Source organism: Streptomyces sp. LaBMicrA B280 (assembly GCF_049222185.1).
In the GTDB taxonomy this organism is placed as follows: Bacteria; Actinomycetota; Actinomycetes; order Streptomycetales; family Streptomycetaceae; genus Streptomyces; species Streptomyces murinus.
Window position 1 is genome coordinate 145,530 of the sequence record NZ_JBMJCT010000010.1, and the last position, 24,856, is coordinate 170,385.

The following is a 24,856-nucleotide window of genomic DNA, read 5'->3' on the forward strand; positions in this document are numbered from 1 at the left end:
GACTGTCTGTGCGGTGGAAGCGTGAACTCGCTGGGTGTCCACGCGATCACCGGCTCACCTCCGTGACGTACCGCTCCGCCCCTTTTGCTCCTCCAGCCAGCGGCGGGCGCCGACCTCGCTCGGTGATTCACGGACGGCGAGGAGCGCGGTCATCGCGCCGACGCACCACGCGACGATCGGCGGCAGGATCGGCGAGGCGAGCAGCAACGGGATGAGGCCGGCCCGGGACCAGTACACGGCGCGTCGGGACTCGGCCTGCCTGACCGCGCGGACCGCGCCAGGCGCCGGCGGATCCTGCAGCAGCCGACGCAGTTTGCGCCGTTGGCTGACCCAGCCCCAGACGAGGGTCACGCAGGAGGCGACGATCTGCACGATGTCCCAGACCCGGCGCGCGCGGAGGGGAAGATAGGTGCGCGGCGCACCCGAGTACAGCACGAGCGCGATGTAGCAGAGGAACGCGAACACCAGGAAGAGGAACAGGGTGTTGACCGTACGGCGCAGCCAGTAGCGCGGCCCGCGCGCGTACCAGGTGGTGCCGAGCCCCGGCAGCTCGGGGATCCGGACGGGCGCCGGGGAGGCCGCGGCCTCAGAAGATGCTTTTGATGCCATGCCACACATCGTCTTTCAGTCGAACGAAGTCGCCGCCGGTCTTGGACAGCACATGCCCCGAGCCTGTCAGCACACCGCCGACCACACCGTGGTCGTGGATGTCCTCGCTCCAGTGCTCGTGGAGGGAGTGGTCGATGACGCCGGTCGCGCCGATGACCACGGCACCGCCGACCCCGACCACCACGGCCGTGGGAACCTCCACCGGCAGGGCGGCCGTGACCAGGGCCGCGCCGCCCACCGTGATGGCCGTACCGGCGGCGAGCCCCGCGATGTTGGCGCCGCCGTCCACGGCGATCGACTTCTGCCACGACCAGCCCTTGTCGTGGTCGTCGGACGCCTCCAGCAGACCGCACGCACCGGCCGCGGCCACGTCCAGCACCGGGATCTCCTTCAGGAAGTCCGGCACCGCCTCCAGGCTCTTGCCCGCGCGCAGCAGATCCGCCGCGTCGGCCAGCTTCACGTTCAGCGCCCGGTCGTACGGCAGCTTGGTGCTGCCGTTCTCGGCGCGCGCGATCGCGTCCTCCAGGTCGTCCACCTTGGTGAGCGCGTCCTTGTACGCGCCCTTGGCGGGCAGGTCCTTGGGCAACGCCTTGCCCGCCTTCTGGTACGCCTTGCGTTCGGCGCGCAGTTCCTTCTTGGCGTCCTGCGCCGCCTGCTTGGCGTCGTCCAGCTTGGCACGGGCCTTCTCACCACCGGCGCGGGCGTCCTCGGCGTCGTACGCGTACAGGCCGCGCAGATAGTCCGCGATGGTGACCTTGTCGCCGGTGGCCACCGAGTCGTCCTTGGAGGTCACCTGGTCGTACAGGTCCGACAGCTGCTGCGCCGCCTCGATGCGCGCGTGCTGGGCGGTGTGCAGGATCCGGTCGCGCACCTTCGCGTAGTCGTTCATCGCGGAGATGGTCTTCTGGTCGTCCGCGCTCGGCGGGTTCGCCGTCATGATCGGCTGCGGCGCGCCCTTGGGATCGCAGACCACGCCCTTGCGGGACGCCGTGTGCTCCGCGTTCTGCAGGGACGTCTCACAGGTGGACAGGGCGTCGGCGAGGGTGCCCAGAATGGTGCCCGCCTGGTGCACCAGCTCGGCGAAGCCACCGGCCGTGATCTCGTCCTCGCTCCACTTGCCGCGGAACGTCTCGGCCGCCTCGCCCTTCCAGTCCGCGTCGCCCGCCAGCTTCTCCACCGCCGTGCCCAGCGGCTTGACCACGCCGTCGAGCTTGTCCTTGGCGTTCTTGTACGTGGTGGCCATCGTGTGCAGCCCGCCGATGTCGCCGCCGACCCAGCTGTCGCTCATCCGTCCAGCCCGTCCGTCAGATCGTCGAAGACGCCGTGGATGTCCACGTCGTGCCGGTGGAAGGAGTCGCGCGCGTACGCGGCCTTGTCGCCGTGGTCGTCCATCCGGTCGGCGAGCACGGTGTGCAGGCCGATGATGAGGTCCGCGACCTCCTTGACGGCCGCGTCCAGCGCGGGATCACCGCCGCTGACGACGGCCGGGGACACGTCCGGGGCGAGCTTGCGATAGTCGCCCGCCTGGTCGTGGAAGGTCTTGGCCAGCCCGCTGAGGTCGTCGTAGATGACCTTGAAGTCGGCCGTCACCGGCGTACCTCCTGTGCGAGGGCGGCCAGGTCCTCGGGCCGCCAGTCGGATGCTCCGGGCGCGACGCGCGGATCGAGCAGGACCCTGACGCCCCGCCCGTCCAGCTCCTCGGCGAGCGGACCGAGCGAACCGGCCACCCACGGCTGCGCCTCGCCGAGCGCCGCGGCCAGCCTCGCCGGGGAGGTGAAGGCGAAGGCGACGGTGCCGTGCGCGGAGTGGGCGAAGAGTTCCAGCACGATGAAGGGCAGCCGGGCCGGGCGGCCGTCGCTGCCGGTCCCGGCGACCGAACGCGGATGCGCGGGCACGCACACCGGCGTGTGGTACGGCGGCACACCCGGCCGGGGACCGGGGCGGCCGTCATCGGCGGGCGGCGGCGCGGGGGCGGAACCGGCGAGGTCCAGCAGGGCCGAACGGCGCGGTCGGGGCGCGTCCTCCGAGGGCTCCGCGCCCGGCGGTTCAGGCTCCGGCTCCACGAAATCGAGCAGGCGTGAACGTATCGGCGCCGTCACCGCCGTCACCTCTTCCCCGTGGTCGTGCGTGGCCGATTCAGGCCCGACCACGGTAGCCAGCGGGCGGCGGGGCAAATCCGGCTATGTCGGGGCCGCGGCCCCGACGTGCACGGAACTCATACAGGGGCTTGGACTGGGCATGGGCATGCCTTGACCTTGCCCTGAATCGCGTCCCCGCGGGCGCACGGTCACGGCACCCGCGCGGTCCACTCCCCGGTCGTGAACTTCGTCCGCGCCAGTTCCCGCGCCCGCGCCAGCTCCTCGCCGGTGACCTCGCCCGGGGCGAGGCCGTAGCGCGCCCGGAAGGAGGCGATCATGCGGTCGATGACGGCCTCACGGGCCAGCCCGGTCTGCCGGCGCAGCGGATCCACCCGCTTCTTCGCGCTCCTCGTCCCCTTGTCCGACAGCTTCTCCCGGCCGATGCGCAGCACTTCGGTCATCTTGTCGGCGTCGATGTCGTACGACATGGTCACATGGTGCAGTACGGCGCCCGGTCCGCCGCCGGGGCCCACGACCCGCTTCTGCGCGGCGCCCGCGATCTTGCCCTGGTCGGTGGCGATGTCGTTCAGCGGCTGGTACCAGGCCCGGATGCCCATGTCGGCGAGCGCGGCGAGCACCCAGTCGTCCAGATAGGCGTAGCTGTCCTGGAAGGACAGGCCGTGCACCAGGGACTCGGGCACCGACAGGGAGTACGTGATGGTGTTGCCGGGCTCCACGAACATCGCGCCGCCGCCGGAGATCCGCCGCACCACCTCGATGCCGTGCCGGGCGGCGCCGTCCGGATCCACCTCGTTGCGCAGCGACTGGAAGCTGCCGATGATCACCGCGGGGGCGCCCCACTCCCACACCCGCAGCGTCGGCGGGCGCCGGCCCGCGGCCACCTCGGCGGTCAGCACCTCGTCCAGGGCCATGTGCAGGGCCGGGGACTGAGGGCCCTCATGGATCAACTGCCAGTCGTAGTCCGTCCAGTCGGTGGCGTGCGCCAGCGCGCGGCGCACCGCGATCGCGACGCCCTCCGCCGTCAGCCCGTACATCACCGTGCCCGCGGGCAGCGCCGCCTCGATCCGCGCGGCGAGCCCGGCCGCGTCCGTACCCGCGGGGGCGCCCTCCAGCGCGCCGTTCACCGCGTCCAGCGCCTCGTCCGGCTCCAGGAAGAAGTCCCCCGCCACCCGGACGTCGCGCAGCACGCCGCCGTCCGTCTCCACATCCACGACGACCAGCTTGCCGCCGGGCACCTTGTACTCTCCGTGCACCGCCTGGGCCCTCCGTTTCCCTCAGCGTGATCAACGCACCGCCGCCCCGGGGTGTTCCCCGCGGGCCGCCCGACCCAGGCTCCGTCAAAACGGTGTCAAGGTCCCCGGGCGCGCCGCCAAGGAAGCGCTAACGGCCGCACCGCCCACCGCACCCGGCCGCTTCCTTGGGAGGAGGAACCCTCCCGTGCGGGGAGTCGGATCAGTGAGCGGAGCGCGTGGGCGGCGATGAGTGACGTACGGCCCGGACGACTGAAGGTCTACCTCGGCGCGGCCCCCGGGGTCGGCAAGACCTACCGGATGCTCGACGAGGGACGGCGCCGTGCCGCGCGCGGCGCGGACGTGGTGGTCGGCTTCGCCGAGTGCCACGGCCGGCCGCGCACCGAGGCGATGCTCGACGGCCTGGAGCGCGTCCCCCGCGCCGTCTGCGCCCACCGGGGCGGCCGGTTCGAGGAGATGGACCTGGCCGCGGTCCTGGCGCGGCACCCGCAGGTGGCGATCGTGGACGAGTGCGCGCACCGCAACGTCCCCGGCGAGGGCCGCAACGCCAAGCGCTGGCAGGACATCGAGATCCTGCTCGCCGCCGGGATCGACGTCGTCACCGCGCTCAACATCCAGCACCTGGAGTCCCTCAACGACGTGGTCGAGAAGATCACCGGTGTCCCGCAGCACGAGACCGTCCCCGACGAGGTGGTGCGCCGCGCCTGGCAGATCGAGCTGGTCGACATGCCGCCCGAGGGGCTGCGCCGCCGGATGGCGCACGGCAACATCTACGCCCCCGAGGCCATCGACGCCGCGCTCGCCAACTACTTCCGCCCCGGCAATCTGACGGCGCTGCGCCAACTGGCGCTGCTGTGGGTGGCCGACCGGGTGGACGAGGCCCTCCAGGAGTACCGCTCCCGGCACGGCATCGGCCGGGTCTGGGAGACCAGGGAGCGGGTCGTGGTCGCGCTGACCGGCGGCCCCGAGGGCGACACGCTGGTACGACGGGCCGCCCGCATCGCCGACCGGTCCGCGGGCGGCGACCTGCTCGCCGTGCACGTGGCCCGCAGTGACGGCCTCGCCGCCGGTGTCTCGCACGCCTCGCTGGCCCGGCAGCGACGGCTGGTGGAGGACCTCGGCGGCAGCTACCACTCGGTCGTCGGCGACGATGTGGCCGCCACCCTGGTGGAGTTCGCCCGCGCCGAGAACGCCACCCAGCTGGTGCTGGGCACCAGCAGACGGGGCCGGCTCGCGCGCTTCCTCACCGGGCCCGGCACCGGAGAGACCGTCACCGCGCTCTCCGGCGACATCGACGTGCACCGCGTCACCCATGAGCGGGCCGGGCGCGGCACCCTGCTGCCGTCCCGGCGGCGCACCCTGTCCCCGGCCCGGCTGATCGCGGGACCGGTGGCCGGGCTGGTGCTGCCGGTGCTGCTCACCGCCGTCCTCGCCCAGCTGCGCGGCACCCTCAACCTCACCAGCGAAGCACTGCTGTTCCTGCTCACGGTGGTGGGCGTGGCCTGCATAGGCGGGGTCGCCTCCGCGGTGATCGCGTCGATGACGGCGTCCCTGCTGCTCAACTACTGGTTCATCCCGCCCGTCGGCTCGTTCACGCTCGCCGAGCCGAACGCCCTCGTGGCGCTCGCCGTGTTCGTGGTCGTCGCGGCCGTGGTGGCCGCCGTCGTGGACCGCTCCCTGCGGCTGTCCCGGCGGTCGGCGCGGGCGACGGCCGAGGCGGAGACCATGTCCTCGCTCGCGGGCAGCATCGTGCGCGGCGAGGCGACCATCCCGGCGCTCCTTGAGCGGACCCGGGAGACGTTCGGCATGGACTCCGCGGACCTCCTGGACGAGCCGCCGGACGCGCCCGGGGTGACCGCCGTACCCGCCGGGCCCGGCGCCTTCCTCGCCCTGCGCGGCCGGACCCTCTCCTCCTCCGAGCGGCGGGTGCTCGCCGCGTTCGCCGCGCACGTCGGCTCGGCCGTGGAGCGCGCCCGGCTGGCCGAGGCGGCGGCCGAGGTGGAGCCGGTACGGGCCGCGGACCGGCTGCGCACCGCGCTGCTGCGGGCCGTCGGCCACGATCTGCGCACCCCGCTGGCCGCGGGCTGGGCCGCCGTCACCTCCCTGCGCGGCCGCGACGTCACCTTCTGCGCCGAGGACCGCGAGGAACTCCTCGCCACCGCCGACGAGTCCATGGCCAAGCTCAACCGCCTGGTGGAGAACCTGCTCGACCTCAGCCGCCTGGAGGCCGGGGCGCTCACCCTGAACCTGCGGGAGACCTCCCTGGAGGAGGTGCTGCCGATCGTCCTCGCGGACGAACCGGGCGCCGAGGCGGCGGACCTGGAGGGGATCTCGCCGGTGCTGGCCGACCCGCCGCTGCTGGAGCGGGTGCTGGCCAACCTGGTCGGCAACGCGGCCCGGCACTCACCCGCCGGGACGAAGGTGCTGATCACGGCCAGCGCCCTGGCCGGACGGGTCGAACTGCGGGTGATCGACCGGGGCCCCGGCCTCCCCGCCGACGGCCGCGAGCGGCTCTTCGAGCCCTTCCAGCGCCTCGGCGACACCGACAACACCACCGGCCTCGGCCTCGGTCTCGCCCTGGCCCGCGGCCTGACGGAGGCGATGAACGGCACCCTGAGCCCGGAGGACACGCCCGGCGGGGGGCTCACGATGGTCGTCTCGCTTCCGGCCGGGGGGCGTGCCGGGAACACCGGACACGTCCCGCGCCCGCCCCGCGCCCCGGACCTGGCCGCCCCGTGACCGGGTCGCCCTCGCGGCGGGCCTGGCCCTTCCGCCCCTGGTGGCCCTCGCCCTCGTACCGGCCCGGACGGCGCTCGGCCACACCGGCGCCGCGCTCGTCCTCGTCGTCGCGGCGCTGCCGCTCGCCGTCGGCGTGACCGTCTCCCAACTGGCGGCGCGGGCAAGGAAGTTGCGCATCGTCACGGTGACGGACGCGGCGTATCTGGCGCGTATCCGCCGAAAGGGGTGCGATCGCGGCGGCCTGTCAACGTGCCGTCAAAACCGGCACGTCGAGCGCGAAGAAGGCGACAGGAGAGGTCGGCGCGGGCGGGGGAGAGGGCAGACGCTGGGTGCCTTCGCGCGCCCCCGTCCCGGCGCGCGGCCGAACCGACGAGGAGCACGCGCCCATGTCCGTCCTGACCACCGCGCCGGATGCCGTCCCCGCCGACGAGGAACCGCCGGACACCGGCGAGCGGCACCGGCTGACCGCCGTCACGGGCCTCGCGGCCCTGTCGCTGGACGCGATGGCGTCCGTGGCGTACGGGCCCGAGGCGATCGTCCTGGTCCTGGCCGGCGCCGGGGCGCGCGGCCTCGGCTGCACCCTGCCGGTGACGCTCGCCATCGCCGCCCTGCTGGCGGTGCTGGTCGCCTCCTACCGGCAGGTCATCGCCGCCTTCCCGGACGGCGGCGGCGCCTACGCCGTGGCCAGGGCACACCTCGGCGCCCGCACCAGCCTGGTGGCCGCCGCCTCCCTGGTCCTGGACTACGTCCTCAACGTCGCCGTCGCCGTCACCGCGGGCGTCGCCGCCCTGACGTCCGCCTTCCCGGGCCTGTACGGCCACCGGCTCTGGCTCTGCCTCGCGGTGCTCGCCCTGATCACGGGCGTCAACCTGCGCGGCATCGTGGAGTCGGCGCGGGCGTTCATCGTGCCGACCGCCGTGTTCGTCGGCGCGATCTTCGTACTGATCGCCGTCGGACTGTTCCGCGACCACCCCGTGAGTACGGCGACCGCGGCCGGGCACCCCTCGGCCGTCGCGGACCACGCCACGACCGTGGGCACCCTGCTCCTGCTGAAGGCGTTCGCCTCCGGCTGCGCCGCGCTGACCGGCGTGGAGGCCATCGCCAACGCCGTGCCCTCCTTCCGGGTGCCGCGCACGCGCCGCGCCCAGCGGGCCGAGGTCGCCCTCGGCGCCGTACTCGGCCTGATGCTGATCGGCCTGTCCGTGCTGATCGGCCGCTTCCATCTCCAGCCGGTCGCGGGCGTCACCGTCCTCGCCCAGCTCGCCGACGCCGCCCTCGGCCACAACGTGGCGTTCTACGTCCTCCAGTTCGCCACGATGATCCTGCTGGCCCTCTCCGCCAACACCTCCTTCGGCGGGCTGCCCGTACTGCTGAAGCTGCTCGCCCGCGACGACCACGCGCCGCACGTCTTCGCCCTGAAGGCCGACCGCCAGGTGCACCGGCACGGCGTCCTGGCGCTCGCCGCGGTCTCGGCCGCGCTGCTGGTGTTCTCCGGCGGCGACACCAACACCCTGGTCCCGATGTTCGCCGTCGGCGTCTTCGTCGGCTTCACCCTCGCCCAGATCGGCATGGTCCGGCACTGGCGCGCGCAGCGGGGCCGCGGCTGGCGCGGCAAGGCGCTGCTGAACGGCGGCGGCGCGCTGCTCACCGGCGTGGCCGCGGTCGTGGTCACCGCGAGCAAGTTCACCGAGGGCGCCTGGCTGATCGTGCTCGCGCTGCCCGCGCTGGTCGCCGCCTTCGAGGCCGTGCGCCGCGCCTACGGCCGGATCGACGAGCGCCTCGGGCTCGGCCTGCTCCCGCGGGCCCCGCACCGCGAGCGCTCCCTGGTGATCGTGCCCGTCTCCTCGCTGTCCCGGCTCACCTCGGAGGCGCTGACCGCCGCGGCCTCCCTCGGCGACGAGGTGCGGGCGGTCAGCGTGTGCGACCCCGACCCCGAGGACCGGGTGCGGGACCGCGCCTTCGCACGCTCCTGGCGGGACTGGGACCCCGGCGTCGAACTGGTGCGGCTGACCCCCGAGCGGCACGGTCTGGGCCGCCCGATCGCCGCGTACGTCCGGACGGTGGCCGCCGCCGAGCCCGGCACCCGGGTGACCGTGCTGATCCCGGAGGCCGAGCCGGAGCGGCTGTGGCAGCGGCTCCTTCAGAACCAGCGGGGCGCGGTCGTGGCGCACGCGGTACGGCGCGAGACGGACGCGGTGATCTGCCGGCTGCGCTTCCGGCTGTGAACCGGCCATCCGCGCCACGGGCCTACTGACCAGTACGGATCACGCCCCGTAAGAGACCCGTCAAAGGCGAAGGTGCCGCCGTAAGAGGGCCGTCAACGACGGCCAGAACCGGCCAGGGAGGCGTTTTCCTCTAACCGTCCGCTTTCTTTCGCACCTCATTCCAGGAGTTCACGATGGCCGATCTGGCCTTCGTCGTCACCACGATCGTGTCGTTCGCGCTGGTGGCTCTCGTCGCCAAGGGGGTGACGAAGCTGTGACCGCCGAGAACATCGTCGGCCTGATCGTGGCCGTCGCCCTGCTGGGCTATCTCGTCCTCGCCCTGATCTTCCCGGAGAGGTTCTGACGGTGAGCCCCGTACTCGCAGGCTTCCTGCAACTGCTCGCCCTCATAGGCGTGCTCGCACTCGCGTACATCCCGTTCGGCGGCTACATGGCCCGCGTCTACACCTCTCCCAGGCACCTGCGGGCGGAGTGGTGGATCTACAAGGGCATCGGCGCGAACCCGGACGCCGAGATGACCTGGCCCGCCTATCTGCGCGGGGTGCTCGCCTTCTCGGCCGTGAGCGTCCTCTTCCTCTACCTGCTCCAGCGGTTCCAGGGGATGCTGCCCGGCTCGCTCGGGTTCTCCTCGGTCAGCCCGGCGCAGTCGTTCAACACGGCCGTGTCGTTCGTGACCAACACCAACTGGCAGTCGTACTACGGCGAGCAGACGATGGGGCACGTGGTGCAGACCGCCGGTCTGGCCGTGCAGAACTTCGTCTCCGCCGCGGTCGGCATGGCGGTGGCGGTCGCCCTGGTGCGCGGCTTCGCCCGCTCCCGCACCGGTGAACTCGGCAACTTCTGGGCCGACCTGGTGCGCGGCACCGTACGGATCCTGCTGCCGGTGGCCGCCGTGGCCGCCGTACTCCTGGTGGCCGCGGGCGCGATCCAGAACTTCTCCGGGATCCACGAGGTCGGCCAGTTCATGGGCGGCACCCAGCAGTGGAACGGCGGCGCGGTCGCCTCCCAGGAGGCCATCAAGGAACTGGGCACCAACGGCGGCGGCTACTTCAACGCCAACTCCGCCCACCCCTTCGAGAACCCCACCGCCCTCACCAACCTCCTGGAGATCTTCCTGATCCTGGTCATCCCGTTCTGCCTGACCCGCACCTTCGGTGTGCTGGTCGGCTCGGTGAAGCAGGGTTACGCGATCCTCGCCACGATGGCCACCATCTGGGTGGGCTTCACCCTGCTGATGATGGCGGCGGAGTTCTCCCACCACGGCCCGGCGCTCCAGGCGGCGGGCGGCGCGATGGAGGGCAAGGAGACCCGCTTCGGCGTCGGCGGCTCCTCGATCTTCTCGGTGGCGACGACGCTCACCTCCACCGGCGCGGTGGACTCCTTCCACTCCTCCTTCACCGGCCTCGGCGGCGGCATCACCATGCTCGGCATGATGCTGGGCGAGATCGCGCCCGGCGGCGTCGGCTCCGGCCTGTACGGCATGCTGATCATGGCCGTGATCGCGGTGTTCATCGCCGGTCTGATGGTCGGCCGGACCCCCGAGTACCTGGGCAAGAAGATCGGCGGCCGCGAGATGAAGCTCGCCGCCTGCTACATCCTCGTCACCCCGACGCTGGTCCTGGTCTGCACCGCGGCCTCGATGGCGCTGCCGACCCCGCCGCACTCCATGCTCAACCCGGGCGCGCACGGGTTCTCCGAGGTGCTGTACGCCTTCACCTCCGCGTCCAACAACAACGGCTCGGCCTTCGCCGGTCTGAACGCCAACACCGACTGGTTCAACACCATGACCGGGCTCGCGATGCTGTTCGGCCGGTTCCTGCCGATGGTGTTCGTGCTCGCGCTCGCCGGCTCCCTCGCCGGGCAGCGGCCGGTGCCGGCCACCACCGGCACCCTGCGCACCGACAAGCCGCTGTTCACCGGCCTGCTGGTCGGCGCGATCCTGATCGTCACCGGCCTCACGTACTTCCCGGCCCTCGCGCTGGGCCCGCTCGCCGAAGGGCTGGCGTGATGACGACCCGAACGGAATCCCACGAGGACGCGATGTCCACTCCCACCCTTGCGCCCCACCAGGACGCGCCCACCGGCCACAAGACCGACGAGGGCCGCGTCGGAGCGGGCCTGTTCGACCCCAAGCAGCTGCTGAAGTCCCTGCCCGAGGCGATGCGCAAGCTCGACCCCCGGGTGATGGTGAAGTCGCCCGTGATGTTCGTGGTGTGGGTCGGCTCGATCCTCACCACCGCGTTCTCCTTCAAGGACCCCGGCGACTGGTTCGGCTGGACCATCAGCGCCTGGCTGTGGCTGACGGTGATCTTCGCCAACCTGGCGGAGGCCGTCGCCGAGGGCCGCGGTAAGGCCCAGGCCGACACCCTGCGCAAGGCCAAGACCGACACCGTCGCCCGGCGGCTGGTGGACGGCGCCGAGGAGCAGGTCCCCGGCACCGCGCTGACCATCGGCGACCTGGTGGTGTGCGAGGCGGGCGACATCATCCCCGGTGACGGCGATGTCGTCGAGGGCGTCGCCTCGGTGGACGAGTCGGCGATCACCGGCGAGTCCGCCCCGGTCATCCGCGAGTCCGGCGGCGACCGCAGCGCCGTCACCGGCGGCACCAAGGTGCTCTCCGACCGCATCGTCGTCCAGATCACGACGAAGCCCGGCGAGACCTTCATCGACCGGATGATCGGCCTGGTCGAGGGCGCGGCCCGGCAGAAGACCCCCAACGAGATCGCGCTCAACATCCTGCTGGCCTCGCTGACCGTCGTCTTCCTGCTGGCCTGCGCCACCCTGCCGCCGTTCGCCGACTACGCGGGCACCCACCTGACCATGGTGGTGCTGGTGGCCCTGCTGGTCTGCCTGATCCCGACCACCATCGGCGCGCTGCTGTCCGCGATCGGCATCGCCGGCATGGACCGGCTCGTGCAGCGCAATGTGCTCGCCATGTCGGGCCGTGCGGTCGAGGCCGCCGGTGACGTCTCCACCCTGCTGCTGGACAAGACCGGCACCATCACCCTCGGCAACCGCCAGGCCGCCGAGTTCGTGCCGGTGCGCGGGACGACCGAGGCCGAGGTCGCGGACGCGGCCCAGCTGTCCTCGCTCGCGGACGAGACGCCCGAGGGCCGGTCCGTCGTCGTCCTCGCCAAGGAGCGCTACGGGCTGCGCGAACGCCACCAGGGCGAGCTGGAGCACGCCGAATGGATCGCCTTCACCGCGCAGAGCCGGATGTCCGGCGTGGACCTGGACGGCCGCCGGATCCGCAAGGGCGCCACCGCCTCCGTCATCACCTGGGTGCGCGAACAGGGCGGCGAAGTCGACGCGGACGCCCAGGAGTTGACCGACAAGATAGCCGCGGCCGGCGGCACCCCGCTGCTCGTCGCCGTGCGGGACGGACGCGGCGCCCGCGTCCTCGGTGTCATCCACCTCAAGGACGTCGTCAAGGAGGGCATGCGCGAGCGGTTCGAGGAACTGCGCCGCATGGGCATCAAGACCGTGATGATCACCGGCGACAACCCGCTGACCGCGAAGGCGATCGCCGCGGAGGCGGGCGTCGACGACTTCCTCGCCGAGGCCACCCCCGAGGACAAGATGGCCCTCATCAAGCGGGAGCAGGCCGGCGGCAAGCTGGTCGCGATGACCGGTGACGGCACCAACGACGCGCCCGCGCTCGCCCAGGCCGACGTCGGCGTCGCGATGAACACCGGCACGTCGGCCGCCAAGGAGGCCGGCAACATGGTCGACCTCGACTCCAACCCGACCAAGCTGATCGAGATCGTCGAGATCGGCAAGCAACTCCTCATCACCCGGGGCGCGTTGACCACGTTCTCCATCGCCAACGACGTGGCGAAGTACTTCGCGATCATCCCGGCGCTGTTCGCGGCCGTCTACCCGGGCCTGGACAAGCTGAACATCATGCGGCTGTCCTCGCCGGACTCCGCGATCCTGTCCGCCGTCATCTTCAACGCGCTGATCATCATCGCGCTGGTGCCGCTGTCCCTGAAGGGCGTGCAGTACCGGCCGATGAGCGCGGACAAGATGCTGCGCCGCAACCTCGGCCTCTACGGCATCGGCGGCCTGATCGCCCCCTTCATCGGGATCAAGCTCATCGACCTGCTCATCTCCCTCATCCCCGGAATCGGCTGATCGCCATGAACAACTCCGTCACGAACACCGCCCGGTTGCTCTGGGCGGGCCTGCGGGCCCTGCTGGTGCTGACCCTGGTGACCGGCGTCCTCTATCCGCTGGCCGTCACCGGTGTCGCCCAGGCGCTGTTCCCCGGCCGGGCGAACGGCTCCGAGGTCACCTCGCACGGCAAGGTCGTCGGCTCCTCCCTCATCGGCCAACAGGGCTACTCCCTCGCGTACTTCCAGCCCCGGCCCGCCGACGGACTCGGCGCCAACTCCCTCAACACCCGCTACAAGCTGATCCTTTCCGGGGCGACCAACCTGGCGGCCGACAACCCCAAGCTGGTCAAGGCCGTCGAGGACGCCCGGGCAAAGGTCGTCAAGGACAACTCCGTACCCGGCTACACCGTACGGCCCGCCCAGGTCCCGGCCGACGCGGTCACCTCCTCCGGCTCCGGCCTCGACCCGGCCATCTCCCCGGCGTACGCCGAGCTCCAGGTGCACCGGGTCGCCGAGCGCAACGGTCTGCCGGTCGCGCGGGTCGAGCGGCTGGTGAAGGAGCACACCCAGGGCCGCGCCCTCGGCTTCGTGGGCGAGCCGCAGGTCAACGTCCTCGAACTCAACATCGCGCTGCGGGACCTCACCGCCGGGCGGTGACGGCCCGGCCCCACCCGCACGCGGGAGCCGGCGCCCCGGGAGACACCCCGGCGGCGCCGGCTCCCGCGGCTCCCCCTGCGAAGCCCCCTCTACGACAGGAGAGTGACACCCCATGACCCGGGTGCTCGTGGTCGAGGACGACCCGCAGCTCGTACGGGCCCTCGTCATCAACCTGCGGGCGCGCCGCTACGGTGTCGACGCCGCCCCCGACGGAGCCACCGCCCTGCGCCTCGCCGCCGCGCGCAGACCGGACGTGGTCCTGCTGGACCTAGGGCTGCCCGACATGGACGGCGTCGACGTCATCAGGGCGCTGCGCGGCTGGACCCGGACGCCGGTCATCGTGCTGTCCGCCCGGCAGGCGTCCGGCGAGAAGGTCGCGGCGCTCGACGCGGGCGCGGACGACTACGTCACCAAGCCGTTCAGCATGGACGAACTGCTGGCCCGGCTGCGCGCCGCGGTCCGCCGCACCGAGGACACCCCGGCCGCACCGGAACCGGTCCTGGTCAGGACGGCGCACTTCAGCGTCGATCTGCTCGCCAAGAAGGTGCTGCGGGACGGCAAGGACGTCCGGCTCACCCCGACGGAATGGCATCTGCTGGAGATCCTGGTGACCAACCCCGGCCGGCTGATCACCCAGCGGCATCTGCTGCGCGAGGTGTGGGGCGTCACACGGGCCGACAAGACCAACTACCTGCGGGTCTACATGGCCCAACTCCGCCGCAAACTGGAGACCGACCCCGCGCATCCCCGCTACCTGATCACGGAGCCGGGGATGGGGTACCGCTTCGAGGAGTGAGCGGGACCGGGACGGCGGCGCGGGCTCTGGGCGTCGGCCGGGTTCCGGAATCAACCCCCGTACGACCCGGCCCCGTACGACCTGGCCCCCGTACGACCCGGCCCCAGGGCGCCCCAACCGCAAGGCTGCCGTTTCCCCCTTCGGACAGCCCAAGCCCCCGCCCCCCCGTTCACACCCCCGGCGGCACAACCCCCAACTCCCGCTCCACGTCACCGCTGTCCAAGCGCAGCCGCAACGCATTGCGGCGGTGGGCGTGCGTCAGCGCGGCGTGCAGGGGGGAGGGCGGGACCGCGAGCACCGGGCAGGTGGCGCGGGCGAGGCAGTGGCGGCTCACCGAGGGCCACAGGGCGCGGCGCAGCCGGCCGCGGCCACCGGTGCCGATCACGAGCAGGTCGGTGTCACGCCCGGCGAGCCGCACCAGCGCGGGCCCGGGCGCGCCCCGGGTGACGAGGGCCCCGCCGGGCAGCCCGGTCGAGGCGTCGCCGAACACGGCGCGCAGCGCGTCGAGGAGCCGTTCCCGGGCGAGCCGCTCCCACTCCGGGACCAGCGCCGCCGAGGCGGGGAAGCGGCGCGCGGCGAGATCCCCCTCGGGCGGCTCCCAGGCCGTGACCGGCCACAGCTCCGCCCCGCGCAGCCTGGCCTCGACGGCGGCCCGCCCGAGCGCGGCGAGACTGCCCGGCGAGCCGCTGACCCCCACCAGCACACGCGCCGCCACCGACTCCTGGTACTCGGACATCGCTTCCACCTTCTGCGGTTCTCGGGGATCCCTCCATCACACCCCCCCTCCAAGCCCCGGAACAGGGCGTACGCCCTTTCTTGGCGCTCCGCTGACGCCCTGCCCGCGCCCCTTCCGGCGGGGTCGTCAGCAACCCGTCAAAGCCACCCGGATCCCCGTCAGCGTCACGTCAACAAGGGTCCGGCAACCGGGTGGCACGGGCATACCGTCGACAGCGAACCCCGGGCCGCCTCCCCGCGTCCGGGGTCTCTCAGACTCCACGCTCCCTGCCTCACGGGAGGCACCTCATGACCGAACTCCGCTACGGCGACGACCCCGAGCCCCCCGAACCCTTCCCGGCCGGATCCCTGTACGTCCCGGTCCGGCCGGGCCCCTCCGGGTACGCGGTACGGCTCTTCCGTACCCCGCTCGGCGAGCGCACCGCCGTCGGCTTCACCTCCGTACGCCGGCTCACCGCCACCCTCGGCTCCCGGCACGCCTTCATCCGCCTCGCGGGAGCCGAACTGCGCACCCTGACCGCACCGCTCGGCGTCACCGTCCTCACGGTGGACCCGCAGTTCACCGCCCCCGCGCCCGCCCCGGTGCCGCCACCCGCACCGGCCGCCGCCCGCGCGCCGCGGACCGCCCGGATCGCCTGAGCCGGTCCCGCCCCGACGAGGGAACGCCCGCCGACGGAACGCCCGAAAGAGGAACGCCGAGATGACCACGGTCCACGAACTGCCCACGACCACCGACGCGTTGTCGGTCTGGCCCGCCTCCACCACCGAGCCCCGCGCGGGCGACCTCGCGGTGGGCGGCGTACCGCTCGCCGAGGCCGCCGACCGCTTCGGCACCCCCGTCTACGTCCTGGACGAGGCCGAGGTGCGCGACCGCTGCCGTACCTACCGCCATGCCTTCCCCGACGCCGAAGTCCTGTACGCCGCCAAGGCGTTCCTGTGCCGGGCCATGGCCCGCTGGATGGACGAGGAGGGCCTCGGGCTCGATGTCTGCTCCGCCGGGGAACTCGAACTCGCCGTCACCACCGGCTTCCCGCCGGAGCGGATCGTGCTGCACGGCAACGCCAAGACCCCCCGCGACCTGGAGGCCGCGCTGCGTCTGGGCGTCGGGCGCGTCGTCATCGACAGCCCCTCGGAGATCGCCCGGCTGGCCGCCGCCGTCGGGCCGGACGGAAAGCAGAAGGTGATGGTGCGCGTCGTCCCCGGCATCAGCGCCGGCGGCCACGACAAGATCCGCACCGGCACCGAGGACCAGAAGTTCGGCCTCTCCATCCGGGACGGCTACGCCCTGCACGCCCTCACCCGCATCCTCGACCAGCCCAACCTCGAACTCACCGGCCTGCACTGCCACCTGGGCTCCCAGATCACCGGCGTCAAGCCCTATCTGACCGCCGTGCGCCGGATGGTCGGACTGATGGCACGGCTGCACGGGCAGTACGGCGTGGTGCTGCCCGAGCTGGACCTCGGCGGCGGCCACGGCATCGCCTACCGGCCCGGCGAGGAGGCCCTGGACCTCACCTCGCTGGCCCGCAAGGTGCGCGCCGAACTCGCCGACGCCTGCGCCTCGGCCGGGCTGCCGGTGCCCCGCCTGATCATCGAACCGGGCCGGGCCATCGCGGGCCCCGCCGGAATCGCGCTCTACCGGGTGCTGTCGGTCAAACACACCGGCGAGCACGTCTTCGTGGCCGTGGACGGCGGCATGAGCGACAACCCGCGCCCCGCCCTGTACGGCGTGCGGTACGCGCCCCGGCTGATCGGCCGGCACAGCGCCGCCGAACCGGTCCGCACGACCGTCGTGGGCCGGCACTGCGAGGCGGGCGACGTGCTCGCCGCCGACGCCGAACTCCCCGGCGACATCCGGCCCGGCGACCTCCTCGCCGTACCCGTCGCCGGGGCCTACCACCTCTCCATGGCCTCCGGCTACAACCTGGTCGGCCGCCCGCCCGTGGTCGCCGTGCGCGACGGCCGTGCCCGGCTGCTGGTCCGCCGGGAGTCCCTGGAGGACATCCGCCGCCGCGACGTGGGCCTGTGAACCACGGCCGCCCCGCCGGAGCGCTCCGGCGGGGCGGCCGTGCCCGACCGTGCGAGGCATGTCTGCCCCGTATATGGTCATCGTGTGGCCAATATGAAGGAAGATATCAACCTCACCAAGCGGCTGCTGGAGCAGTTCCTGGTGGTCGCCGACGAGGAGCACTTCGGCCGGGCCGCCGAACGGCTGCACATGAGCCAGCCGCCGCTGAGCCAGTCGATCCAGCGGCTCGAACGGGGCCTCGGGGTAAGGCTGTTCGAGCGGGGGTCCGGCGGGGTCTCGCTCACCCCCGCGGGCGAGGTGTTCGCCGTGGACGCCAGACGGCTGCTGGACGCCCAGTCCGCCGTGATCGAGCGGGTACGACGGGTCGCGAGCGGCCTGGAGGGCGATGTCCGGGTCGGCTACGTGACCGTCCTCAGCCACCACTACCTGCCCGCGCTGCTGCGCGCCGCCGCCGAGGAACTGCCGGGCCTGCGCGTCCATCTGCACCAGGACACGCCCGCCGGTATCGCCGAGATGATCCGCTCCGGCGCCCTGGACCTCGGGTTCCTGCGCGACCCCTCGAACCTGTCCGCCGAGATCGTCAGCGAAGCGTTCGCGGTCGAGCGCATCGCCGCCGCGCTGCCCCACGACCACCGGCTGGCCGGCGCCGATGCCATCGACCTGGCCGATCTGCGCGAGGAGGACTTCGTCCTGCCCGCCCCCGGCGCGCTGCCCGCCCTGGCCCAGCAGGTCCGACTCGCCTGCCACGAAGCCGGATTCGTCCCCCGCGCCCGCGCGCAGGCCGACGACCTCACGGGCCTGTACAGCTACGTCGCCTCCGGCCTGTGCGTCAGCCTGCTCCCGGACCGACTGCGCGACTTCCCCGTCCCGGGCCTCGCCTTCGTCCCACTGCGCGACGAATCACCCCTGCTGGAAACCGTCGTGGCCGCAATCCGCCGCCCCACCGCCGACGCCACGGTGCTGCGCCTGCTGGACCTGATCACCCGCCACGCCACCGACTGAGCCACCGGGCCGCCCGCCCTCGGGTGTCCCGTACGGGATCGGGCGGGCACTTCGTTATCTTCGAGGCACTGCGGGCGACAGCCCCAGACGGAACTGACTCGCTCAGCCCTGCTTGCGAAAGGCCGGCCTGAGCTGATGCGAGAGGAGGAGGAACAGAATGTCTCTCAGCCCTGACCTCTCCCACGCGGTCTGGCGGAAAAGTTCGCACAGCAGCGCGCAGGGCCAATGCGTCGAGGTCGCGGCGGTACCCGGCGCGGTCGCGGCCCGCGACAGCAAGGACCCGGGCGGCCCCGCTCTCCTCTTCGCTCCGCAGGAGTGGGCCCCCTTCGTGCAGGGCCTCGTCGCGGGCGAGTTCGGCGGGTAGCCCCGCGTTCCTCCGGCGCCCCGTCTCGGTCTCCGGGGCGGGGCGCCGGTACAGGCGGAGGCGCCCGGTACCCGCCTCCGGCGCGTCACCGGGACTCACCGACCGCAGCCCCGTGGGACCACAGGGCCTCTCCTCCACATGAACGGTGTCACGTCTGCGTCCACGCGAGCCGCCGTTTCGGGTACCCCCCCGTCCCCGCCCGCCTCCACCACCGTCATCCACCCTGGTGTCGCTCCCACCCGCCACGCGCTCCCACGGGGGAGACTGGGCCACCACCGCCCGGCTGTTCGCCGGAGACCCGCCATGACGAGGAGCCGGCCCTGCCGCTGTCCCGGAAGACACCCGACCGGCGCTCCCCGCGCCCCCGCGGCGGACCGATCCACCGCGTCACCCGGAGCGAGCCGGACACCCCCGCATGACCACCGCCCTCGTCGTCGGCGCCGGGCCCAACGGGCTCACCGCCGCCGCGCTCCTCGCCCGGGCCGGACTCGATGTCACGCTCCTGGAGGCCGCCGACGAGGTCGGCGGCGGGGCCCGCAGCGAGGAGGCGATCCTGCCCGGGCTGCTGCACGACCACTGCTCCGCCGTCCACCCCATGGCCGTCACCTCGCCCGCGCACCGGGCCCTCGACCTGGCCCGGCACGGACTGCGCTGGCGGCTGCCCGGCATCGACTGCGCCCACCCCCTGGACGACGGCACCGCGGGCGTCCTGCTGCGCTCCGTCGAGGACACCGCCCGCCTGCTCGGCCCCGACGGCCCCCGCTACCGCCGCCTCCTTGAGCCCTCGGTACGGCACTGGGACGCCCTCGGCGACGACATCATGCGCCCCCTGCTGCGCGTCCCCCGCCACCCCCTGCCGCTGGCCCGGTTCGGACTGCCCACCACGCTCCCGCCCACCCTCCTCGCCCGTCTGTTCGCGACCGAGCGCGCCCGGGCGCTGTGGGCGGGGGTCGCCGCGCACTCCTTCCGGCCGCTGGACCGCCCGCTCGGCTCGGCGATCGGCCTCGGCATCCTCGTCGCCGGGCACGCCGCCGGATGGGCCGTCGCGGAGGGCGGCTCGGGGGCCATCGCCCGCAGCCTCGCCGACGCGCTGCGCGCCCACGGCGGCCGGATCCACACCGGCGTCCGCGTCACCCACCACTCCCAGCTCCCGCCCGCCGACGTCACCCTGCTCGCCCTCGACCCCGCCCAGATCGCCCGCATCTACGCCGACCGGCTGCCCACCCGGGTCCGCGACGCCTACCTGCGCTTTCGCCGGGGCCCCGGCGCCTTCAAGGTCGACCTGGCGGTGGCGGACGGCGTGCCGTGGACGAACGCGGACGCCCGCCGGGCCGGCACCGTCCACCTCGGCGGCACCCTCGCCGAGATCGCCCGGGCGGAAAGGGACGTGAACCGGGGACGGATGCCGGAGCGCCCCTTCGTCCTGGTCGGCCAGCAGTACCTGGCCGACCCCACCCGCTCCGTGGGCGACGTCCACCCGGTCTGGGCCTACGCGCACGTCCCGTACGGCTACGACGGCGACGCCACCGACGCCGTACTCGCCCAACTCGAACGCTTCGCCCCCGGCACCCGGGACCGCGTCCTCGGCCTGCGCACCACCACGCCCGCCCAATTCGCCACCGACAACGCCAACTTCGCGGGCGGCGACATCATGACCGGCGCCAAGACCGCGCCCCGGCTGATCCTCGGCCCCCGCCCCGCCCTCGACCCCTACTCCACCGGCCTGCCCGGCGTCTACTGCTGCTCCGCCGCCACCCCGCCGGGCCCCGGCGCCCACGGCATGTGCGGGGCGGGCGCGGCGGCATCGGCCCTGCGCCACCTGGGAGTTCGGCAGAGTTCGACAGGGTGAGGACGGGGAGCTGAGCCGCCGGTAGCCTGGCGGCTGATCGGGCGACCGACCGGAACCGGCCCACCCTCCCGCGAGGTGAGACGTGCAGTTCACCACCCGGCCCACCCTGCAAGGCACCTTCGGCATGGCCTCCGCCACCCACTGGCTGGCCGCCCAGTCCGCGATGGCCGTGCTGGAGGACGGCGGCAACGCCTTCGACGCGGCCGTGGCGGGCGCCTTCGTGCTGCACGTCGTGGAGCCGCACCTGAACGGCCCGGCCGGGGAGGTGCCGATCCTGCTCGCCCCGGCCGGCAGCGCGGTCCGGGTGCTGTGCGGACAGGGCGTGGCCCCGGCCGCCGCCACCGCCGCGCGCTACCGGGACCTCGGCCTCGGCCTCGTCCCCGGCACCGGCCCCCTCGCCGCCGCCGTGCCCGGCGCCTTCGACGCCTGGCTGCTGCTCCTGCGCGACCACGGCACCAAGTCCCTTGAGGACGTACTGAAATACGCCATCGGCTACGCCGAGCACGGCCATCCGCCGGTGGAGAACATCGGCGCGACCGTCGACAGCGTACGGACCCTGTTCGAGACGGAGTGGACGTCCTCGGCACAGCTGTACCTGCCGGACGGCCGCCCGCCCCGCCCCGGTGTGCCGCTGCGCAACCCCGCCCTCGCCGCCACCTGGCGCAGGCTGCTCGCCGAGACCGCGCGGGCCGGGAACCGCGAGGCCCGCATCGACGCGGCCCGCGCGGTGTGGCGCGGCGGCTTCATCGCCGAGGCCCTGGTACGGCAGTCCCGGCGCCCCACCCTGGACACCAGCGGCGAGCGGCACACCGGGACGCTCGACGCGGCCGACCTCGCCAACTGGTCGGCGACGTACGAGGATCCGGTGTCCTACGACTGGCGCGGCTGGACCGTGTGCAAGGTTGGACCCTGGAGCCAGGGCCCCGCCTTCCTCCAGCAACTCGCCCTGCTGCCACCGGAACTGCCCGAGTACGGCAGCGCCGACTACGTCCATCTCCTCGTCGAGGGCTGCAAGTTGGCCATGGCCGACCGGGAGGCCTGGTACGGCGACGCCGCCGAGGTGCCGCTCGCGGAGCTGCTGTCGGACGAGTACAACGCCGGGCGGCGCGCGCTGATCGGGCGCGAGGCGTCGTACGAACTGCGCCCCGGCGCTCCCGGCGGCCGCACCCCCCGGCTGCCCGGCCCCGCCCGCGAGCCCGCGCCGCTCGCGGCCGAGGGGTTCGACCCGATGGGCGTGGGGGAGCCGACGCTCGCGCGGCTGTCCGGCGACCCCCGGGTGGCCGCCGACGGGAGCACCCGGGGCGACACCTGCCACCTCGATGTGGTCGACCGCTGGGGCAACATGATCGCGGCCACGCCCAGTGGCGGCTGGCTCCAGTCCAACCCCGTCGTGCCCGAACTGGGCTTCCCGCTCGGCACCCGGCTCCAGATGGCCTGGCTGGAGGAGGGCCTGCCGAACACCCTCACCCCCGGCCGTCGTCCCCGCACCACCCTCACCCCCTCCCTCGCGCTGCGCGACGGCGTCCCGGTCATGGCGTTCGGCACGCCCGGCGGCGATCAGCAGGACCAGTGGCAGCCGCACTTCTTCCTCGCCGTCGCCCTGCGCGCCCCGGTCCGCGGCGGCCTCGACCTCCAGGGCGCCGTCGACGCCCCGAACTGGCACAACGACGCCTTCCCCAGCTCCTTCTACCCGCGTGGCCACCGCCCCGGTGCGCTGACCGTCGAGTCCCGGACGCCGGACGCGGTGGTGGCCGGTCTGCGCCGCCGCGGCCATGACCTCACCCTCGGCCCCGCCTGGTCCGAGGGCCGGCTGTGCGCGGTCGCCCGCGACCCGGAGACGGGCGTCCTGTCGGCAGCGGCGAACCCGCGGGGGATGCAGGGGTACGCGGTGGGCCGCTGAACATCCGGCTCCGTCAGGCCCGGTCAGGCCCGGTCAGGCCCGTCAGGAAGTCCGTCAGGCCCGTCGAGTCCGTCAGGGCCGTCGGCCGCCTGCTCGCCGCCCGGCCCCGCGCTGTCGGTGCCCCGGCATATCCTGATCCCGAGTGGCCATCGGCTGACGAAGGGGTCCGAAGGTGCCGTCGATGCTCGATGCGGTCGTGGTGGGTGCGGGTCCGAACGGACTGACCGCCGCCGTGGAACTGGCCCGGCGGGGCTTCTCCGTGGCCCTGTTCGAGGCGTGCTCCACCGTGGGCGGCGGCGCCCGCACCGACGAGCTGACCCTGCCCGGCTTCCGGCACGACCCGTGCTCGGCCGCCCACCCCCTGGGCATCAACTCGCCCGCCTTCCGCGCCCTGCCGCTGGAGCGCTACGGCCTCGAATGGCTGCACGCCGAGCTGCCCATGGCACACCCCTTCCCCGACGGCACCGCGGCCGTGCTCTCCCGCTCGGTCGCCGAGACCGCCGCCTCCTTCGGACCGCGCGACGCGGGGCCGTACCGAAGACTGGTCGAGCCGCTGCTCGCCCACTGGGACACGCTCGTAGCGGACTTCATGTCCCTGCCGCTGACCGCGCTGCCCCGCGACCCCCTCACCCTGGCCCGCTTCGGACTGGCCGGGCTGCCGCCGTCCACCTGGCTGCTGCGCCGCTTCAAGGACGAGCGGGTCAAGACCCTGTTCGCCGGGCTGGTCGCCCATGTGATGGCCCCGCTGGACGGCCTCGCGACCGGCGCCGTCGGCCTGGTCTTCGCGCTCGCCGCGCACGCCCGCGGCTGGCCGGTGGCCCGCGGCGGCTCCCAGGCCGTCTCGGACGCGCTGGCCGCCTACCTGCTCGACCTCGGCGGCGCCGTACACACCGACTACCAGGTCAAACGCCTGGACGACCTGCCGCCCGCGCGCGCCTACGTCTTCGACACCTCGCCCGCCGCCCTCGCCCGTATCGCCGGCTTCGGCGCCCACTACGACCGCTACCGCTACGGCCCCAGCGTCTTCAAGATCGACTACGCGCTGGACGGCCCGGTGCCCTGGACCGCCCCCGAGGCCCGCGTCGCCGGTACCGTCCAGATCGGCGCGAGCCGGGCCGAGATCGACACCGCCCTGCGCGCCGCCTCCCGGGAGGGCCGCGCCCCCGAGAAGCCCTTCATGATCACCGTGCAGCCCAGCGTGGCCGACCCCGGCCGCGCCCCCGCCGGTAAACACGTCTTCTGGGCGTACGGCCATGTGCCCAACGGCTGGTCGGGCGACCTCACCGACGCCATGGAGCGCCAACTGGAGCGCTTCGCCCCCGGCTTCCGCGACCGCGTCCTCGCCCGCGCCGTCGCCGGCCCCGCCGAGATGGCCGCCCGCAACGCCAACTACGTGGGCGGCGACATCGCCTGCGGCGCCGCCTCCGGGCTCCAGCTGCTGCTGCGGCCCCGGCCGACCCTGTTCCCGTACCACACCCCCCACCCGGCCGTCTTCCTCTGCTCCTCGGCCACCCCGCCCGGACCGGGCGTCCACGGCATGTCGGGACACAACGCGGCGAAGGCCGTCTGGCGCAGGCTCAGGCAGACATGACCGGTGGCGGAGAACGAGAGAAGTGAGACAGGCGTGACCTCCGGCGGAGAGTGAAGTGAGTCAGACATGACCGGCATCCTGCTCGTCCAGGGCGACATCACCCACGAGAGCGCCGACGCGATCGTCAACGCGGCCAACTCCTCGCTGCTCGGCGGGGGAGGCGTCGACGGCGCCATCCACCGCCGCGGCGGCCCCGAGATCCTCGCCGAGTGCCGCGCCCTGCGCGCCGCGCGCTACGGCCGGGGGCTGCCGACCGGCCAGGCCGTCGCGACCACCGCGGGACGGCTCGACGCCCGCTGGGTGATCCATACCGTCGGACCGGTCTTCAGCGAGGACGAGGACCGCTCCGAGCTGCTCGCCTCCTGCTACCGCGAGTCCCTGGGCGTCGCCGACGCGCTCGGCGCCCGCACCCTGGCGTTTCCGGCCATCTCCACCGGCGTCTACCGCTGGCCCATGGCCGACGCCGCCCGGATCGCCCTGGAGACCGTCCGCTCCGCGGAGACGGCCGTCGAGGAGGTCCGTTTCGTGCTCTTCGACGCCCCCGCGTACGAGGTGTTCGCCCGTCAGATCGGTTGATCCGACGGCTTCTTCACACCCTCTTGCCACCCTCTTGCCGCCCCCTTGGCACCGCGTGCGGGCAACTGCCGGACCGCTATCCGGAATTGTCGGAGCAGCAGCGCGTAACCACCGCAACCCGGGCGGTGAGCAGGCTTGTTGGCATGTCTTGGCGTGGCAAAGGTTCCCCTAAGCGGGTGATAGCATCCCCGCGTCTGTGACCTTGGTCCCCTCGGCTCAGGCACCGCAGAAAACGGTTTCGGTCCGGTCCTCCGCGTGACCTGCCCGACCCGTTCGCGACCGGTTGTCCCACACCGGTGGTGCGGTGCACTTCCGCCAACG

Annotated in this window: 21 protein-coding genes; 15 read left to right on the forward strand and 6 right to left on the reverse strand. The window is 73.3% G+C overall.

Annotation, left to right across the window (positions count from 1 at the left end; all coding sequences use genetic code 11):
• Positions 1-54: 54 nt before the first annotated feature.
• From ACLF5H_RS10155 to ACLF5H_RS10175, 5 genes are all read right to left on the reverse strand, one after another.
• Entirely contained in the window at positions 55-609 is a 555-nt protein-coding gene (locus tag ACLF5H_RS10155; RefSeq protein WP_421675733.1) for a hypothetical protein, read from the reverse strand.
• A complete protein-coding gene (locus ACLF5H_RS10160) occupies positions 587-1,897 on the reverse strand; it encodes a hypothetical protein (protein ID WP_421675734.1) in 1,311 nt (436 codons plus the stop codon). The genes ACLF5H_RS10155 and ACLF5H_RS10160 overlap by 23 nt, the downstream gene beginning before the upstream one ends.
• Positions 1,894-2,199 (reverse strand): DUF6317 family protein, encoded by a 306-nt coding sequence (locus tag ACLF5H_RS10165; protein WP_421675735.1) that lies wholly within the window; start codon positions 2,197-2,199, stop codon positions 1,894-1,896. The genes ACLF5H_RS10160 and ACLF5H_RS10165 overlap by 4 nt, the downstream gene beginning before the upstream one ends.
• On the reverse strand, positions 2,196-2,708 hold the full coding sequence (locus tag ACLF5H_RS10170; RefSeq protein WP_421675736.1) for an SAV_915 family protein: 513 nt from the start codon (positions 2,706-2,708) through the stop codon (positions 2,196-2,198). Before ACLF5H_RS10170 ends, ACLF5H_RS10165 begins: the two co-directional genes overlap by 4 nt.
• 188 nt (positions 2,709-2,896) lie before the next feature.
• Positions 2,897-3,961, reverse strand: a complete 1,065-nt coding sequence (locus ACLF5H_RS10175) for a lipoate--protein ligase family protein (RefSeq protein ID WP_421675737.1) — start codon at positions 3,959-3,961, stop codon at positions 2,897-2,899.
• A 225-nt stretch (positions 3,962-4,186) separates the two neighbouring features.
• On the opposite strand from ACLF5H_RS10175, the gene ACLF5H_RS10180 reads away from it, so the two are divergent.
• From ACLF5H_RS10180 to ACLF5H_RS10210, 7 genes are all read left to right on the forward strand, one after another.
• Entirely contained in the window at positions 4,187-6,697 is a 2,511-nt protein-coding gene (locus ACLF5H_RS10180; RefSeq protein ID WP_421675738.1) for an ATP-binding protein, read from the forward strand.
• Positions 6,698-7,083: 386 nt separating this feature from the next.
• On the forward strand, positions 7,084-8,922 hold the full coding sequence (locus ACLF5H_RS10185; RefSeq protein WP_421675739.1) for an APC family permease: 1,839 nt from the start codon (positions 7,084-7,086) through the stop codon (positions 8,920-8,922).
• Between the two features lie 253 nt (positions 8,923-9,175).
• Positions 9,176-9,265 (forward strand): K(+)-transporting ATPase subunit F, encoded by a 90-nt coding sequence (kdpF, locus tag ACLF5H_RS10190; protein ID WP_037659531.1) that lies wholly within the window; start codon positions 9,176-9,178, stop codon positions 9,263-9,265.
• Positions 9,266-9,267: 2 nt separating this feature from the next.
• Positions 9,268-10,929 carry a potassium-transporting ATPase subunit KdpA gene (gene kdpA / locus ACLF5H_RS10195; RefSeq protein ID WP_421675740.1) on the forward strand — a complete coding sequence of 554 codons (1,662 nt, stop codon included), beginning with the start codon at positions 9,268-9,270 and terminating at the stop codon, positions 10,927-10,929.
• Positions 10,929-13,055 (forward strand): potassium-transporting ATPase subunit KdpB, encoded by a 2,127-nt coding sequence (gene kdpB, locus ACLF5H_RS10200; protein WP_421675741.1) that lies wholly within the window; start codon positions 10,929-10,931, stop codon positions 13,053-13,055. The genes kdpA and kdpB overlap by 1 nt, the downstream gene beginning before the upstream one ends.
• A 5-nt stretch (positions 13,056-13,060) precedes the next feature.
• Positions 13,061-13,693, forward strand: coding sequence for a potassium-transporting ATPase subunit C (locus ACLF5H_RS10205; protein ID WP_421675742.1), 633 nt, complete (start codon positions 13,061-13,063; stop codon positions 13,691-13,693).
• Positions 13,694-13,805: 112 nt separating this feature from the next.
• Entirely contained in the window at positions 13,806-14,489 is a 684-nt protein-coding gene (locus tag ACLF5H_RS10210) for a response regulator (protein ID WP_421675743.1), read from the forward strand.
• 169 nt (positions 14,490-14,658) lie between these two features.
• Here ACLF5H_RS10210 and ACLF5H_RS10215 read toward each other — a convergent pair whose 3' ends face one another.
• The gene (locus tag ACLF5H_RS10215) at positions 14,659-15,225 is read right to left on the reverse strand and encodes a universal stress protein (protein WP_421675744.1); all 567 of its coding nucleotides are present in this window, start codon (positions 15,223-15,225) and stop codon (positions 14,659-14,661) included.
• A 287-nt stretch (positions 15,226-15,512) separates the two neighbouring features.
• Between ACLF5H_RS10215 and ACLF5H_RS10220 the strand changes: the two genes are divergently transcribed.
• From ACLF5H_RS10220 to ACLF5H_RS10255, 8 genes are all read left to right on the forward strand, one after another.
• On the forward strand, positions 15,513-15,863 hold the full coding sequence (locus tag ACLF5H_RS10220; protein ID WP_421675745.1) for an SAV_915 family protein: 351 nt from the start codon (positions 15,513-15,515) through the stop codon (positions 15,861-15,863).
• A 61-nt stretch (positions 15,864-15,924) separates the two neighbouring features.
• Positions 15,925-17,253, forward strand: a complete 1,329-nt coding sequence (lysA, locus tag ACLF5H_RS10225) for a diaminopimelate decarboxylase (protein ID WP_421675746.1) — start codon at positions 15,925-15,927, stop codon at positions 17,251-17,253.
• 93 nt (positions 17,254-17,346) lie between these two features.
• The gene (locus tag ACLF5H_RS10230) at positions 17,347-18,255 is read left to right on the forward strand and encodes a LysR substrate-binding domain-containing protein (RefSeq protein WP_421675760.1); all 909 of its coding nucleotides are present in this window, start codon (positions 17,347-17,349) and stop codon (positions 18,253-18,255) included.
• A 157-nt stretch (positions 18,256-18,412) separates the two neighbouring features.
• Positions 18,413-18,619: a DUF397 domain-containing protein gene (locus ACLF5H_RS10235; RefSeq protein WP_421675747.1), complete on the forward strand. Its 207-nt coding sequence runs from the start codon at positions 18,413-18,415 to the stop codon at positions 18,617-18,619.
• Positions 18,620-19,034: 415 nt separating this feature from the next.
• Positions 19,035-20,468 carry a phytoene desaturase family protein gene (locus ACLF5H_RS10240; protein ID WP_421675748.1) on the forward strand — a complete coding sequence of 478 codons (1,434 nt, stop codon included), beginning with the start codon at positions 19,035-19,037 and terminating at the stop codon, positions 20,466-20,468.
• Positions 20,469-20,550: 82 nt separating this feature from the next.
• Positions 20,551-22,368, forward strand: coding sequence for a gamma-glutamyltransferase family protein (locus tag ACLF5H_RS10245; protein WP_421675749.1), 1,818 nt, complete (start codon positions 20,551-20,553; stop codon positions 22,366-22,368).
• A gap of 172 nt (positions 22,369-22,540) precedes the next feature.
• Entirely contained in the window at positions 22,541-23,959 is a 1,419-nt protein-coding gene (locus tag ACLF5H_RS10250) for a phytoene desaturase family protein (RefSeq protein WP_421675750.1), read from the forward strand.
• A 66-nt stretch (positions 23,960-24,025) separates the two neighbouring features.
• Positions 24,026-24,535, forward strand: coding sequence for an O-acetyl-ADP-ribose deacetylase (locus ACLF5H_RS10255; protein ID WP_421675751.1), 510 nt, complete (start codon positions 24,026-24,028; stop codon positions 24,533-24,535).
• Positions 24,536-24,856: the final 321 nt, after the last annotated feature.

Coding starts and splice junctions, on each gene's coding strand:
- ACLF5H_RS10255 (WP_421675751.1), top strand. CDS start 24,026: ATGACCGGCATCCTGCTCGTCCAGGGCGACATCACCCACGAGAGCGCC.
- ACLF5H_RS10160 (WP_421675734.1), bottom strand. CDS start 1,897: ATGAGCGACAGCTGGGTCGGCGGCGACATCGGCGGGCTGCACACGATG.
- ACLF5H_RS10215 (WP_421675744.1), bottom strand. CDS start 15,225: ATGTCCGAGTACCAGGAGTCGGTGGCGGCGCGTGTGCTGGTGGGGGTC.
- ACLF5H_RS10210 (WP_421675743.1), top strand. CDS start 13,806: ATGACCCGGGTGCTCGTGGTCGAGGACGACCCGCAGCTCGTACGGGCC.
- kdpB (WP_421675741.1), top strand. CDS start 10,929: ATGACGACCCGAACGGAATCCCACGAGGACGCGATGTCCACTCCCACC.
- ACLF5H_RS10185 (WP_421675739.1), top strand. CDS start 7,084: ATGTCCGTCCTGACCACCGCGCCGGATGCCGTCCCCGCCGACGAGGAA.
- ACLF5H_RS10240 (WP_421675748.1), top strand. CDS start 19,035: ATGACCACCGCCCTCGTCGTCGGCGCCGGGCCCAACGGGCTCACCGCC.
- ACLF5H_RS10220 (WP_421675745.1), top strand. CDS start 15,513: ATGACCGAACTCCGCTACGGCGACGACCCCGAGCCCCCCGAACCCTTC.
- ACLF5H_RS10230 (WP_421675760.1), top strand. CDS start 17,347: ATGAAGGAAGATATCAACCTCACCAAGCGGCTGCTGGAGCAGTTCCTG.
- ACLF5H_RS10235 (WP_421675747.1), top strand. CDS start 18,413: ATGTCTCTCAGCCCTGACCTCTCCCACGCGGTCTGGCGGAAAAGTTCG.
- lysA (WP_421675746.1), top strand. CDS start 15,925: ATGACCACGGTCCACGAACTGCCCACGACCACCGACGCGTTGTCGGTC.
- ACLF5H_RS10205 (WP_421675742.1), top strand. CDS start 13,061: ATGAACAACTCCGTCACGAACACCGCCCGGTTGCTCTGGGCGGGCCTG.
- ACLF5H_RS10180 (WP_421675738.1), top strand. CDS start 4,187: ATGAGTGACGTACGGCCCGGACGACTGAAGGTCTACCTCGGCGCGGCC.
- ACLF5H_RS10155 (WP_421675733.1), bottom strand. CDS start 609: ATGGCATCAAAAGCATCTTCTGAGGCCGCGGCCTCCCCGGCGCCCGTC.